Annotated in this window: 15 protein-coding genes; all 15 read right to left on the reverse strand. The window is 34.7% G+C overall.

From position 1 onward, the window contains the following. Nucleotides 1-89 precede the first annotated feature (89 nt). Nucleotides 90-689 (reverse strand): SOUL family heme-binding protein, encoded by a 600-nt coding sequence (locus FV185_RS01965; RefSeq protein ID WP_197457721.1) that lies wholly within the window; start codon nucleotides 687-689, stop codon nucleotides 90-92. Nucleotides 690-797: 108 nt separating this feature from the next. After that, the gene (locus FV185_RS01970) at nucleotides 798-1,109 is read right to left on the reverse strand and encodes a hypothetical protein (RefSeq protein ID WP_067493038.1); all 312 of its coding nucleotides are present in this window, start codon (nucleotides 1,107-1,109) and stop codon (nucleotides 798-800) included. A gap of 17 nt (nucleotides 1,110-1,126) precedes the next feature. After that, nucleotides 1,127-2,431 (reverse strand): amidase, encoded by a 1,305-nt coding sequence (locus FV185_RS01975; protein ID WP_067493040.1) that lies wholly within the window; start codon nucleotides 2,429-2,431, stop codon nucleotides 1,127-1,129. Between the two features lie 42 nt (nucleotides 2,432-2,473). Beyond that, nucleotides 2,474-3,040 (reverse strand): hypothetical protein, encoded by a 567-nt coding sequence (locus FV185_RS01980; protein WP_067493042.1) that lies wholly within the window; start codon nucleotides 3,038-3,040, stop codon nucleotides 2,474-2,476. Continuing rightward, a complete protein-coding gene (locus FV185_RS01985; protein WP_067493044.1) occupies nucleotides 3,037-3,837 on the reverse strand; it encodes a ParB/RepB/Spo0J family partition protein in 801 nt (266 codons plus the stop codon). The genes FV185_RS01980 and FV185_RS01985 overlap by 4 nt, the downstream gene beginning before the upstream one ends. Nucleotides 3,838-3,972: 135 nt before the next feature. Next, nucleotides 3,973-5,100 carry a hypothetical protein gene (locus FV185_RS01990; RefSeq protein ID WP_156474148.1) on the reverse strand — a complete coding sequence of 376 codons (1,128 nt, stop codon included), beginning with the start codon at nucleotides 5,098-5,100 and terminating at the stop codon, nucleotides 3,973-3,975. 4 nt (nucleotides 5,101-5,104) lie between these two features. Beyond that, complete coding sequence (locus FV185_RS01995) at nucleotides 5,105-5,677, reverse strand: hypothetical protein (protein WP_067493048.1); 573 nt, start codon at nucleotides 5,675-5,677, stop codon at nucleotides 5,105-5,107. After that, nucleotides 5,674-6,429, reverse strand: coding sequence for a hypothetical protein (locus FV185_RS02000; RefSeq protein WP_067493050.1), 756 nt, complete (start codon nucleotides 6,427-6,429; stop codon nucleotides 5,674-5,676). Before FV185_RS02000 ends, FV185_RS01995 begins: the two co-directional genes overlap by 4 nt. Nucleotides 6,430-6,432: 3 nt before the next feature. Next, nucleotides 6,433-6,813, reverse strand: coding sequence for a hypothetical protein (locus FV185_RS02005; RefSeq protein ID WP_067493052.1), 381 nt, complete (start codon nucleotides 6,811-6,813; stop codon nucleotides 6,433-6,435). Beyond that, nucleotides 6,806-8,014, reverse strand: a complete 1,209-nt coding sequence (locus FV185_RS02010; RefSeq protein ID WP_067493054.1) for a TrbI/VirB10 family protein — start codon at nucleotides 8,012-8,014, stop codon at nucleotides 6,806-6,808. The genes FV185_RS02005 and FV185_RS02010 overlap by 8 nt, the downstream gene beginning before the upstream one ends. Before the next feature lie 9 nt (nucleotides 8,015-8,023). Continuing rightward, entirely contained in the window at nucleotides 8,024-8,908 is an 885-nt protein-coding gene (locus FV185_RS02015) for a TrbG/VirB9 family P-type conjugative transfer protein (protein ID WP_067493056.1), read from the reverse strand. 10 nt (nucleotides 8,909-8,918) lie between these two features. After that, the gene (locus FV185_RS02020) at nucleotides 8,919-9,575 is read right to left on the reverse strand and encodes a VirB8/TrbF family protein (RefSeq protein ID WP_067493058.1); all 657 of its coding nucleotides are present in this window, start codon (nucleotides 9,573-9,575) and stop codon (nucleotides 8,919-8,921) included. A gap of 72 nt (nucleotides 9,576-9,647) precedes the next feature. Next, nucleotides 9,648-10,754 (reverse strand): ABC transporter permease, encoded by a 1,107-nt coding sequence (locus tag FV185_RS02025; protein ID WP_067493060.1) that lies wholly within the window; start codon nucleotides 10,752-10,754, stop codon nucleotides 9,648-9,650. Further along, nucleotides 10,754-11,869 carry an ABC transporter permease gene (locus FV185_RS02030; protein WP_067493062.1) on the reverse strand — a complete coding sequence of 372 codons (1,116 nt, stop codon included), beginning with the start codon at nucleotides 11,867-11,869 and terminating at the stop codon, nucleotides 10,754-10,756. The genes FV185_RS02025 and FV185_RS02030 overlap by 1 nt, the downstream gene beginning before the upstream one ends. Further along, nucleotides 11,866-13,605: an ATP-binding cassette domain-containing protein gene (locus FV185_RS02035; protein ID WP_067493064.1), complete on the reverse strand. Its 1,740-nt coding sequence runs from the start codon at nucleotides 13,603-13,605 to the stop codon at nucleotides 11,866-11,868. Before FV185_RS02035 ends, FV185_RS02030 begins: the two co-directional genes overlap by 4 nt.

Below are 13,605 nucleotides of genomic sequence, written 5' to 3' on the forward strand. Positions count from 1 at the left end.
TCAGAGAACTGTCTCCTTGGTTCTCTTTTTTTTGTCACCTCTTACTTAATCTTTTGTAAAAAGCTTATTTACTATCTTTTTGAAGTCAACTAATTTGGTTTATTGATTTCTATGAAAATTTCATTTCTTCTAAACATAGGGAGAGTCCATGGTGGATTATAGCGTGCAAGTTGTGCTTCCCCTATAACGACAAAGGCATGCTCATGCGCCCATTTAGATAGCTCATCAATCTTGGCAGTGATTTTTTCATTTGTATTTAATCCAGAATAACGATTTATTACAAAGTAACGCGTTGGCAGTTCAATTAATTGAATGGAAGGATTATTAGGTTTTGGTATGGTTTGTAAGTTGTATTCGCTTGGCATTACAAAACTTACCTGCCATATTTGCGCATTATCAAAATGCTCTGCTATTAAGGTAGGTTTAATAGTTACTGGTGTGTGGATAGATTGAATCACATCAGGTGAAATTGATACTGGAGCGGTCATACTTATTTTTGTGGTTTCCTCGGTATTACTAGACTGATTATTACCAAAAATATAATCAGCAATAATTTGAAAACCTTTTCTTGATGCCTCACTCATATCTCCTTTGATAATAGTTTTCGCAATTAACATAGGTGGATATTCGCGAACTTCAAAATTATCTTGTTTGTATAAAACACTATAATGAGGTTCTTCAACAGCCATGACGTTTTTCGTCCAAGTTAGTAATAAAAAAACAAATATTAATGATATTTTTTGAATCATAATGAGACAGGCTTACAGAATTTTAGTACTAATCCAGTATACAGTAGCTTAGCTAATCCATTTATTTGAAATACAAATTAAACGCATTCTGAAAAACGTAATTGCTACACCAAATGGAAAAAAAACAATTGCTGCGATAATCCAATAAAATGAATTTTTTTTAGAAAGTGTAGCTAACTGAGCTAAAAAATAAAGATAAATAACATTACTCAACACCATAATAATTAAGTCTATTGTGAGCATGTTGTGATCTAATAATAGGATACCTACTAGAGAGACAGAAAATACAACAAATGAAATAAACAAATAGCGATACAGTCTAATAACGCTAATTTGATCTGAGCTTTTGTCATTAAACATAATTATTTTTAACCGTATTAACTAGCACTAAATAGATTTTCTAATAAATGGGCATAGCTTAACAATTGCTTATCTTTGTTAAAATCACCTATCACAGTAAGACCTAACGGTAGTTTTCTTAAACTATAACCAATTGGTAAGTGACAAGTGGGGTTTCCTAATAAAGTCCATAAACGACTCATGACAGGGTCACCAGTACTCTCCAAACCATCAGGTGCTTCACCTAATGTACTTGGCGCAATCAATACATCTACATCATTAAACAGTTGTTTAATTGTCTCGCGCCCTAATTGTTGTTGCTCAAAAGCTTTTTTAAGCTCATCTAGATGAATAGCCCTACCTTTTTCTATAAAGTGTCCAAGTTTAGGGCTTATTTGATCGCGTGCTTGACTCCATTCACTTTCTAATGAGCGAGCCATTTCGCTATACATAATAGTTTCTTGCGCGCTATTAAGTTGCTCCCCTAGTTCTTTTAAGTGTATAGATTTAACTGTTAAGCCATTTTTTATGAGTATTTGTTTAGCAAGATCAAGTACTCTTTTAGCATCATAGGAAATATCAGCCCACAGAGGTTCTTCTATAAACCCAATGACAGGTGGTGTAATTGAAAAGTCCATTAATTCTTGATTAATTAGCGCTCCAACAGCATAAGCAACATCATCTACACGTAGTCCCATCATGCCAAGCGTATCAAGACTTGGGCTAAGCGGTTTAACACCAGTCAAATCAAGAGTACCAAACGTTGGTTTATATCCCACAACACCACAAAATGCTGCCGGTCGAGTGATAGAAGCAGCAGTTTGTGTTGCAAAGGCTAATGGCGTCATAGCGCAAGCAACAGCAGCAGCAGAACCACTAGATGACCCACCTGGAGTGACAGTGACGCCAATATTAAGTGATGCAGGATTAATGGTAGGGCCGGGATTTAAAAATGCAAATTCAGTTGTCACTGTTTTTCCAAGAATTATTCCACCTAATTCCCGATAACGCGTGATGACTTGCGCATCCTCTTTTGGTTGATATCCCTCATACATGGCAGAACCATATGCAGTAGGAAGATCTTTTGTATTAATGAGATCTTTAACACCAATAGGAATACCAGCTAGTGGTAAAGACTGCAGGTCTATATCTGATTCAAAAAAAGACAGTTGTTTCTTTATATTATCAGGATCAAGTATTTTCCATGCATGAATTTTTGGTTCAAGATGTTCGATACCGGAATAGTAAGCTTGGATAATCTCATGTGGAGAGATTTCTCCCTGTTGCACTTGGGCTACTAATTGACGTATTGATAAAGGGACAATATCTTGTAGGGTTTTCATGGAAAGACTATGTAAAATTAAAAACTTAATTATATCGATTTTTTAAAATGTCGATTTTATTTTATTATTTAAGTGATTAATTTTTTTAATAAGTGTTTCTTGCCTATATCTTACAGCACGTGGTGTGATTGAAAATAGTGTTGATAGTTCTGCGATACTGAGTGACAAAGACAACGAAAAAAAATTTTTATCCTTGTCATTTAAAAGATTTTGAGTGGTTAATCTAATATGCTGCTGATATAGTTCAAGTTGTCGGTTATCTTCTACCTCAATTAATTGAGATAAAGGATCGTTTACAGATTCTTGTTGGTGATGTTGTAAATAGTCAATTATATTTTCTTTATTTATTTCTTCTACTTCACTATCAGTTGATAATGAACAATGGCTGATTGGATTACGATAAGATAATCCCCATAATTTACCCATAATAAACGCTTGTACACTGCCTTGTGATGGATCAAATAGCGTATCCCCTTTAACAATTTGCCAACATATTAAGCGCGCTTCTTGTTCGATATCATTGAGAGATAAGGATGAATATCTCTCGATACGTTTAAAGTCTGCTTTATTTAAGCTATTAAATAAATCATTCCATAAAGTATTTGTCATGCTTGTTTTAGTTCGCTAAGAAGATGCTTGTTTAATAAATTTTCAATGGTTTTTATTAGTTCTTTTTTACTATTGAAGCTATTTAACCAAAGTGGATTGAAGGGGATAGTAATCGTAGAGCGAACTGGTAATGGTTGTTTAACTATATTTTCATTTTCTGAAATGGGACTGAGTATTGGTAATTCTCTTTGTTTTTCTGATTGGTTAAAGTGTTGTCTTATTTTTTGACACAGGGTTGATGTAATGACTCCTGACTCAGTCAGTAGTTTGTTTTGTGCTTTTGGTGGCAAACTCTTAAAGATAAGTAATACAGCAACACTTCTTAGTCGTCCGCTCTCAAATAAAGATCTATAAAGAGGGGTATTTGCTAGTAAATGTCCCTGTATCCAATCATGGCGCCTACCTAATATTTGTGCCAATTGAACCGTACTAACACCTTCATTGGTAATCTTTACAATCAAATCAATTGTCTCTAGAGGAGTCAACCCCTCTCTAAAAATATTCTCAGAATATTGAATTAATCTTGATAAGATCAATGAGTTAGTTTTAGGATAGATAACAACTGGAACTTCTTTTAAACCGGCTTGTTGGGCAGCCATCAATCTTCTTTCGCCACATAGAAGTGTAAAATTCTCTAAACTATTTTGTTGTACAAGTAGTGGTTGTAATACGCCAAATTGTTTAATGTTATTTGATAAATCGTTGATGCTACTTTCTTCAAAATATTTTCTTGGTTGCTGTGGGTCACGAATAATCCATTGAATAGGGATTAAACGGTGTAATGATAAGTTATCCATTTAAATTTTCCTATACGATCTATTTCAAATGATTGTAGGTAGTATTTGTGAATGAGGGTAGGGATAGCTATACTCAATTTGTAGGGATAATTATCCTAATATTGTTATGACACATGTCATAAATATAGTGATTAATTAATTGTTTCTTAATGTATTACGCGCTTCAATAATTGGGCGACCCAACAGCCTAGACCATGCTTGACGACAACGTAACTGTATATCGGGAATAGATGAGTTATTTGACCACCATTCATTACTAATCGTTAGAATGACTTGTGGGTGTGTAAACAATAAGGTTAACCATGGCCATACAAGAAGTTGATCATAACAAATAATTGCATTTACTCTTACACCTTGAATTTCTCTTGTAATTGGCCACCAGTGTGCGTGGTAACTTAATGTTAAAAAGGGATTCCACATTGATAAAGGAGTAGGTAATACACTAAAAAATAGTGGGATGGGTTCTGCAACACCATGATTAACTATAACAATTGCATCTTCATAGCCATCTTGATGTTGTAGGGTTACTCCTAATAATATATTTCCATCAAATTGTAAGCTATGTTCAAGTAGTATTCGTGTTCCCAGCTGCCAATTATTTATTATAGTTTCAGGATAAATAACTAAAGTATTATTTACGGGTTTAAGTGTTGATAATGACTGGATAATATATTCTGTGGCATCTAAACTAGTTACATTGGGTTTAATCTCGGTATTAATACCTTGCCAATTTATTGGAGATGTAGGGGGTTGAGTGAATAAGTTAAGGCTACAGCCGATAGTCAGACAAACTATTAGGCCTTGCCAATAATACTTATCCAGAAAGATGAACGTAATTATTCCTAGTATAAGCCCTAGTATTCCTGAACCTGGATACCAAAAACCTAAAGCATGAATTGGTGAAAGCCAACCGATAATACCAAAAGGTGGTATAGCTTCTAATAAAAGAATAATAAATAAACGTTTGGTATTACTGTACCAAAACCAAGGTATAGCTAATATTATTGAACAGCCTAACCAACACAGCACAGCTAGTAAATAGTGATTATCATGAAAAAAACGTTGATAAGCGTTAATTAACCCATAAGAACCAGTGGCAAAGTAAATTAATGCTAAGAAAACCCGTTGATTTTTAGTAGCATGTTTAAGCACAATGATAATAAATGGTGAAAAGACAATTCCCCAACCTTTTATTAACCATAGTGATCCCAATAAAACAGATATTAGGATTTTATTGAATAAGAAAAATTTACTTTTTTTCAAGCTGTTATTTATTAAGATAATAACCAATACCTTCACCAGCTGGATAACAAATATGGTGATGGAATTGCTCAACGATTCGGCTTTGATTACTAAATTTACAATTTAGTAGAGCTATTTTGGCTTTAGGATTTATATTCCCCCAGTTAATTAACTCATTTTGATTTGAAGGAGTGAATGAATCCATCGATGGTCTAGTGACAGTAAATATTATACTAATCACAGTTAGTGCTATAAGCAGTATCAGCAGATAATGCTCAAACTTAAATACAAATTTAGATAAGTTGTTATGTTCCTTATAGAGAGGTTTTTGTTCGATTGTTGATAGACACAGAGTACAGTTTTTGTTGTTAAAACTTTTATTGTGTAAAGTATGTATCTCTTCAATTAATTCTTTGTGTATAACCTGTTGTTGTAAATATAATTGTCTAGTTTGGAAGTAAAAGAAAGCGATAATTCCCCAGAAAGGATCATTATCTTGAAGTTGAAGTCTGTCACACAGTACTGCTTGATCATGCATCTCGTCATGCGTTAATGCTCTACCAAGAAAGGCTTGCCACACTTCGTCTCGTATACTCATATTACCTCTAGTGACTCTATCAATGACAATGTCTTATAACTTTGTTTTAGAAAACAGTTGAACGCCAGTTTGAGTCCCATACTAGGTTGTTTGCCGTTATAACCGTACTCAAACCAGTTTTTTATTGGCATACCACTAAATTCGGCACTAATTTCATGGTTTAAAGTAGGGAGAGTTATTTCTATCCATTCTCCTTTTGTAATGTGTGTGTTACGAAACTGAGATAAATTCCAGTGTAGAAAATCCACTTGATTGCCAAAATATAAATTTAATATCGCTACCCCCTTTTTATAATTAAGCGGTAGAAGTCTTTGACGTTCTTGTAGATTTAATAAGCATAAGGGACTTCTATTAAATATCCATAAAGGAAGCATATTAATTCGAGTCATAATTGCTCCAACCTCATGTGAATCACATTGTTTGATATAGTTAAGTAAGTTACCAGGACAATTAATGATTGCTCTTGCTGATTGATTGTTTTTTATATAACGCAGTAATTTACGTTCTAAGAATTGCCAACCCTCAATAATTGATAGATCTATACCAAAGCAAGGTATTAGTTTTCCATCATGCCGACGGATAGGGTAGGTAGAGAAGTCTTTATTTACTAAATCGGCATCAAATAAAACCAAACAATATTCACTCTCATTATTATTTTGATTGGAGTATAAATAAAAATCTACTAGTAAATGACATAAAAATGTTTTACCTATTCCGCCCTTATCCCCATCTATAAAATAGGTTCTCAACATGAACTAACTATTCTTAATAGATGAAGATGGTTTTAAGGGTAAACAACTTTTGCAAATCATAATAGGATCCTTGGTTTTAAACTCTACGAGTGATATTTCTTTATATTCTTTTTTTAAAAAATAATTATCTGACCTATCTAAAATAGGGCGAATAGCAATATAGGTTTCATATCGATTTAGTTTTTGACGACGATGGTACCAATGAAATACAAGTGAAGAGCTAAGACCTTCATAGACAAATTTAATAATAATTAATCTATTTTTTGGACTGATATAACGAAGTTTTAGCCATAATTGCTGTGAAAATAGATCTTTTGGTAGATTGATTGGTGCATGTGGCTGGGGTTGCGGATTATAACTGGTGTCTGCAGTTTTTCTAATCATGATTATAAACAGGTAATATCAGTGTTTGATTAGCCATTACAGTCAATTCTGTACCGGCTCGGATAATTAAGGTTGGGGAGATGTTAAGATTCTTTTGTAATAGTTGACTTCCCACCATATTTAGCTCATTGGCGCTCGCTCCAGCTGCAAGTTGACCTGTATTGGGACTAGTTAAGATTGAGCTATTTTGTGGCTGTGATAATTGAGCTCCTACTCCTAGCATAGAGATAAGTAATGCACTGCCAACTATACGTCCTGTGTGATTATCTATTTGATCATTTAATCCCGCTTGTCCTTTATTATCTGAAGCGGTTAATCCCTTTAAGTCAAATGAAGAACCATCAGGAAAAATTAAGCTATTCCAGGCAATAAATAGTCTTTGTTGTCCATATGAAATACGGTTGTCATAACGACCAATCAATCTAGTGCCTTGAGGAATAAGTATTAGATCAGGATGGAGTGAATCAAAGACATTCTGACTAATTTGTGCTGTTATGACTCCTGGTAGGTCAGAATTGATTTCAGTAATTAAAATAGCATTTAAAATACTTCCTGCTAATATTTCGTGTTCCCCTTTTGCTGATATCAGTTGACTTGATGATGTACTACCATCCCTTTTTTTTGATAATTGATCAGCAAACTCATCTTCCTTATTTGATATGTCTTGTTTAATTAAGTGGACTGAAGATTGAGGAATATTTGTTGTACTTAAATTTGATGATGAATTGGGATGACTGACTCCTTCACCTAACAAGGGAGCATTTAATGCTCTTTCGTAATTCGTTATTGTAGATTCTTGTCGTTGGTAATAATGATCTCTTAACCATATTTGATGTTGATTAAGATTAGATGCAGATGGATTACTATTTGTTAATGCTGAGGATGAATTTATATTTTCTTTATCGTGTAAATTGGCTGTATTATTTATATCATGATGAATGATCAGTGGAGGAGGGCTTGGTGGTGTGGCCGTCCCTATTGAAGAGGGGTTGTTATAGTCAAAAGCGTTCTCTTGAGACGTATGTTGTTGACCTGCAGTAAGAATCCCTATGGTAAGTAAGATAATTAACAGTCCAACGATTCCTAATAGTATCCATTTGGTTCTTGGTAATAATCGTTTTCCTGTATCTTCGGCTACAGGGATTACCTTTTCTAATTCATCATCATTGTGTTTTATGATTTTAATGAGCCAAGACCACATAACTGTCCTTTAATTAAATAAATTACCAAAATAAGGACGTTTACCAGAGTGGATAGTAATGATTTGTTGATTGTCTCCGCTTCCTAGAACAAGATGTGCTTCCTTAAACAGATGATTAACCACATAATAATGATGATTTATTTCATAGTTGGTTAATACTTCCTTACCGTTTTCTACAATAAATAAGACAGGTGCTTTCCCTTCAATCCATTCTTTAGGTAATTGAATAAATACTTTTCCTAGAGAAGAAAACACTCTCTCAGGAAGCGGATCTGCTCCGTCGCACCAATAATTAAAATCTATATCCTGAGGATTAACTGAGGGAAGTGTAGCTATGGCTTCTTTTTTTTGTTCAGTAATTTTTTCTTGTTGATCTAATACATGTTGAATGATTTCATCGGGATCATAAAATCCAACCATAGGAAGATAATGATTGGAAGTTGATATTAAATTTAGATAATAGATTCTGCCTAATGTGGTAGTAATAACTAAATTAGTATTTAGTTTGTCTTCTGTTGGTTTAATCATTACCACAGCACGGTGACCTGCTTGTCCGGTTTGTATAATCCAACGTACTGTGTCGCCTAGTGAAAGATTACTAATCTTTTCATTTTCCATTAAATGAATGACACAGACATGTAGAGGAGCACATTCTATAGTGGGTTGAGAATGTCCATATGGATAGAGTAGTTCTCCTGCTTCTGTTCTTTGTTGATTAATTTTATCAAGTGTTTTTGTAAGTGAAAGTCTATTTTTATCCTGGTTGGATACTTTAGATTCTATATTTAAAACACCATTATCCTTATTAATTGATTCTGCACTCACATTAGGTGTATAAATACAATTAGTTAATCCTATCGTTATTAAGCAGATAAAGGGTATGGTGTTGTTCATTATATTTTCCTCAATTTATTAATATTTGTGTCCAATTAAATTGGCTAATATAGATACCTAGTGGGTTATAGAGCATGACTTTAGGTTTGTCTGTTAAGGCCTGTGATAAGCCGACAATCACATTTGCTTTCCAATGTGTTTCATTAATTAATTGATTATGATGATAAGATTTTTCATTCCACGTGACCTGCCAGGTATTTTTACTGATTGGTAGAACACTCATGATTGAGGGAGAAACAGTTATCCCATCTTGATTGAAGGGACTATGTTTCTTATACCATTCATCAAGCTCAGTCACTGCATTAGCGCCTATTTGAGCATATACGCGATCTAGTAACATTTTTTCCGCAGTGACTTCTGGTAGTACACTACGCGCTTGCCATATCCAATTGGCTACGTTGGCTTCAATTATTCTGTCATTAACACTGTTATTTGACACAGGATTTGCATAACCAATAGGTGCGCCTAATTTATCAAGTGCAATCACGTATGGTTTGATATGACTTTGACTAGCAAGCCATAGTACTCCTGCAACACAAATTGCACATAGAACTAGGGCTAGATAAGCTATCTTACGCCATTGTTGTACTTGATAAAGACTATCTCCATAACGCTCATCCCATTCTCGTCTGGCATTTAAATAAGGGATTGGAGAAAGTAAAGCCATTTTTTATCCTAATAACAGAAAGATATGTTTAATCTGGGATTAGGGAAAAAATAGAAATATAAACAATTGAGATTACATACGATGACGAAAGAGCCAAGTTGCGATAACCATGGTACATAGTGCAATTAATCCTAATGGCCAAAATTGTGGCCAGAGATCAATGACTTTGTCTCCTTGCAAAAATACACCTCTAACGATAATTAGAAAGTATCGCATTGGATTAATTAGTGTTAATTGTTGAACCAGTAATGGCATATTAGCAATAGGTGTAGCAAAGCCAGATAAAATAATAGAAGGAACTAAAAATAGAAATACACCAAGCAGTCCTTGTTGTTGAGTAAGAGATAATGAGGAGATCATTAAACCGATACCGATGGCTGCAAGTAAAAATAAAATAAGACCTATCACTAACGCTATGATGCTACCGACAAAGGGAACCTTAAACCAATAAATAGCGAGAATAACAATCAGAACTCCTTCTAACGCCCCAATAATGAGTCCTGGTAAAGCTTTTCCTATCAAAATTTCTGTAGGGCTAAATGGTGTGACCAGTAATTGGTCAAATGTACCTTGTTCTCTTTCTCTTGCTACAGATAGACCGGTGACAAGTAAGGTAATAACCAAAGTTAGTAAGCTCACTATTCCGGGTACTATAAACCAACGTGAAAGCAGGTTTGGATTAAACCAAGGTCTCACTATTAAGTCACTTGGTACAACTCCCCATTGATAAGTACTTGCCCAATACTGATTAAAGTTTAATACAATATTATTGGCATAATTGAGTGCTAACGTAGCCGTATTTGAATTACGTCCATCAATAATAATTTGTAGAGACGCACTTTGATGACCTACTAGTTTTTTGGTGAAGTCATTAGGTATATGAATAACCATCAATACTTCCTGCTTGTCTATAATAGGAGCAAGCTCTTTTTCTTGAGTTAATACATGTACTTTTTCAAAAGACGGCGCCCCTTCAAAACGAGCAATTAATTGTCTTGACGCAAATCCTTGATCTTCGTTAAACACTGCATAAGGGATATGATTTAAATCAAATGTTGAGGCATAACCAAAAACCAATAATTGTATGAGTGGTGGCCCAATTAATACAAATCGACTTTTTTTATCACGTACAAGAGATAGAAACTCTTTAATTACCAACGCCCATATACGTAATAACATTAATCCAACCTCTTACGCGAACGCAGCCACGTTAATCCTAGAAAAAAGATAGCCATGATAAGAAGAGCAATACCGTTATTAATTAAAATGGGCCATATGTCTCCTGCTAAAAAAAGAGTCTGTAAAATAGTCACGTAATAACGTGCCGCAACAATGTGAGTAATAAATTGTATAGGAGCAGGCATCGAATGAATATCAAACACAAAGCCCGATAGAATAAATGCAGGCAAAAAAGTAACAATAATAGCGATTTGACCAGCTACAAATTGATTTTTAGCAACACTTGATATGAGTAGACCCATACCTAAAGCAACCAATAAAAATAGTGCGGAGAATAGTAGTAATAAAACTAGGCTACCTCTTAAGGGTACATCAAATAAGGTAACTGCTAGCACAACAGACAATAACATTCCTCCCATACCCATAATAAAATAGGGAATAAGTTTACCCAATAGGATTTCGCTGATACTGACAGGGCTCGCCATTAAAGCTTCCATGGTACCTCTTTCCCATTCACGCGCTACAACTAAAGCGGTTAAAAGTGCACCAATTAAGGTCATGATAACTGCAATTAATCCAGGTACAAGATAATCACGACTCTTTAATGCTGGATTAAACCAAATTCGTGATTGTGTTGATACCGGAATAATGAATGGTTTGGCATTAATCATTGCATATTGGGTTAGCCACACCTGCCATACTCCCTGTAAATAGCCCTCTGTAAGACGGGCGTTATTAGCATCAGTACCGTTTATTAGAGTGGAAATAGGTGCTACTTTGTTCTGGTAGAGGTTCTTAGCAAAATCATCACGTATCCAAAGTATGGCATTAACTTCATGGTTCATCATTGCTTTTTGAGCATCATCAATTGTTGTATAGTAGTGCGGAGAAAAATATGATGACTGATTAAGACCTGCAATAAATTCGCTACTCTCGTGAGTATGCTGATCCTCAACTACTGCAATAGGGATATGGTGTGCATCTAGTGAGACACCATAACCAAAAATAAAGAGCAGAATGACAGGCATAATAAAGGCAATAGCAATCGCTGAAGGATCGCGTATAATTTGAATGAATTCTTTTTTAATAAGCCCTATTAAGCGCTGTTTGTTCAAAATGCTCTCCGAATGTCACTTTCGTGAGATTCAATTAAATGTATGAAGGCATCTTCCATGGTAGGGTGAGTTATCTTTTCAGTTACAGCCATAGCACGTATCTGGGCTGGTGTGCCTTGTGCAAGAATTTCACCTAACGACATAAGAACTAGTCGATCACAATATTCTGCCTCATCCATATAATGAGTAGTGATCAAAATAGTCACTCCTTGCGCTGCTAAAAGATTAATTCGCTGCCAAAATTCACGTCTAGCTAAGGGGTCAACACCTGAGGTGGGTTCGTCTAAAAAAAGGATTGCTGGTTGATGTAATAGTGAACAAGATAATGCTAAACGCTGTTTTATCCCTAAAGGTAACTTATCAGTATTCATATCAAGGTAGTCAGTTAACTGAAATTCATTTACTACCCAGTTAATTCTTTCTTTTTTTTTGTTTCCTTTCAAACCATAAGCATGAGCGAAAAAGTTAAGATTTTGAGTGCAACTTAAATTACCGTACAAAGAGAATTTTTGAGCAACATAACCGATTCTTCCTCTACCTTCTGATGAGAAATGACGCATATCAATATTATCTAATAACAACTCGCCTGAAGAGGAAGGGAGTAAACCGCAGAGCATTCTAAAAGTAGTGGTTTTACCAGCGCCATTCGCGCCCAGCAAACCAAATATTTCCCCTTTGTTTACATTAAAAGAAACATTTTTCACTGCTTGAAATTCACCAAATATCTTATTTAACTTATTTACAGTAATGACGGCATTATTGTTGTTTTTTATTACTGCATGTTCTTGACTAAAAATATTTGAATCAATAAATTTATGTTGTGTATTATTTTGTCCAAGAATATCAATAAAAGCATCTTCAAATGATGGCGTGATGGATTGCCAGCATTCCTTTTCTTTTTTGATAGGAATATGCTCAGCACTAATTAAGACTCGAATACCTTCTGTATTAATTCGTACATCTTGTATTCCTTCTCTAGTACGTAGTGATTCATGAAGTTGTCGTTTGGTAATTGTTTGATGAGTGACGATAAAAGTTCTATTATGAAGACGTTGTATAAGTTGTTGAGGAGTATTATGTTCTAATAAACAACCCTCATGAAGTAATAATATATCATCGCATTTCTCCGCCTCATCAAAATAAGCAGTGCTCATCAAAACAGTTACATTTTGTTTTTTTAAATTCTGAATAATTGTCCATAGTTCACGCCTTGCTATAGGATCAACCCCAACCGTCGGTTCATCTAATAATAATATTTGTGGTGCTCGTAATAGTGCACAAGCTAATCCCAGTTTTTGTTTCATCCCACCTGACAGTGCTCCTGCACGACGTGCTCCGAATGGCCCTAGCGCCGTCAGTTTAAGTAGTTCGTGCTGTCGATTGGTTCTATCACTATCACTAAGATTATGTAAATCAGAATAGAGATTAAGGTTTTCCTGAACAGTTAAATCCTCATAGAGCCCAAAACGTTGCGGCATATAACCAATGCTATTAGGTAACAAATGAGTATCTACATGACTAGATTGATTACTAAGCTGTATTGTGCCCTGATCAGGCAAAAGAAGTTGTGCTGCTAGACGCATTAATGTACTTTTACCAGCACCGTCTGGGCCTAATAAACCAGTTACTTTTCCTTTTTTTAAGCTAAAACTAAGTTGTTTAATAGCAGTTAAACGCTCTTTACCTTTTGAGAATGTTTTTGTAACTTGATTAAAGCTAAGAGTGATCTCAGACAT

The organism is Ferrovum sp. PN-J185 (assembly GCF_001581925.1).
Taxonomy (GTDB): Bacteria; Pseudomonadota; Gammaproteobacteria; order Burkholderiales; family Ferrovaceae; genus PN-J185.

What these genes read in the sequence shown, in the direction of transcription:
- FV185_RS02010 (WP_067493054.1), bottom strand. Translation starts at nt 8,014, where the DNA reads ATGTGGTCTTGGCTCATTAAAATCATAAAACACAATGATGATGAATTA.
- FV185_RS02000 (WP_067493050.1), bottom strand. Translation starts at nt 6,429, where the DNA reads ATGTTGAGAACCTATTTTATAGATGGGGATAAGGGCGGAATAGGTAAA.
- FV185_RS01965 (WP_197457721.1), bottom strand. Translation starts at nt 689, where the DNA reads ATGGCTGTTGAAGAACCTCATTATAGTGTTTTATACAAACAAGATAAT.
- FV185_RS02020 (WP_067493058.1), bottom strand. Translation starts at nt 9,575, where the DNA reads ATGGCTTTACTTTCTCCAATCCCTTATTTAAATGCCAGACGAGAATGG.
- FV185_RS02015 (WP_067493056.1), bottom strand. Translation starts at nt 8,908, where the DNA reads ATGAACAACACCATACCCTTTATCTGCTTAATAACGATAGGATTAACT.
- FV185_RS02005 (WP_067493052.1), bottom strand. Translation starts at nt 6,813, where the DNA reads ATGATTAGAAAAACTGCAGACACCAGTTATAATCCGCAACCCCAGCCA.
- FV185_RS01985 (WP_067493044.1), bottom strand. Translation starts at nt 3,837, where the DNA reads ATGGATAACTTATCATTACACCGTTTAATCCCTATTCAATGGATTATT.
- FV185_RS01975 (WP_067493040.1), bottom strand. Translation starts at nt 2,431, where the DNA reads ATGAAAACCCTACAAGATATTGTCCCTTTATCAATACGTCAATTAGTA.
- FV185_RS01980 (WP_067493042.1), bottom strand. Translation starts at nt 3,040, where the DNA reads ATGACAAATACTTTATGGAATGATTTATTTAATAGCTTAAATAAAGCA.
- FV185_RS01995 (WP_067493048.1), bottom strand. Translation starts at nt 5,677, where the DNA reads ATGAGTATACGAGACGAAGTGTGGCAAGCCTTTCTTGGTAGAGCATTA.
- FV185_RS02025 (WP_067493060.1), bottom strand. Translation starts at nt 10,754, where the DNA reads ATGTTATTACGTATATGGGCGTTGGTAATTAAAGAGTTTCTATCTCTT.
- FV185_RS01970 (WP_067493038.1), bottom strand. Translation starts at nt 1,109, where the DNA reads ATGTTTAATGACAAAAGCTCAGATCAAATTAGCGTTATTAGACTGTAT.
- FV185_RS02035 (WP_067493064.1), bottom strand. Translation starts at nt 13,605, where the DNA reads ATGTCTGAGATCACTCTTAGCTTTAATCAAGTTACAAAAACATTCTCA.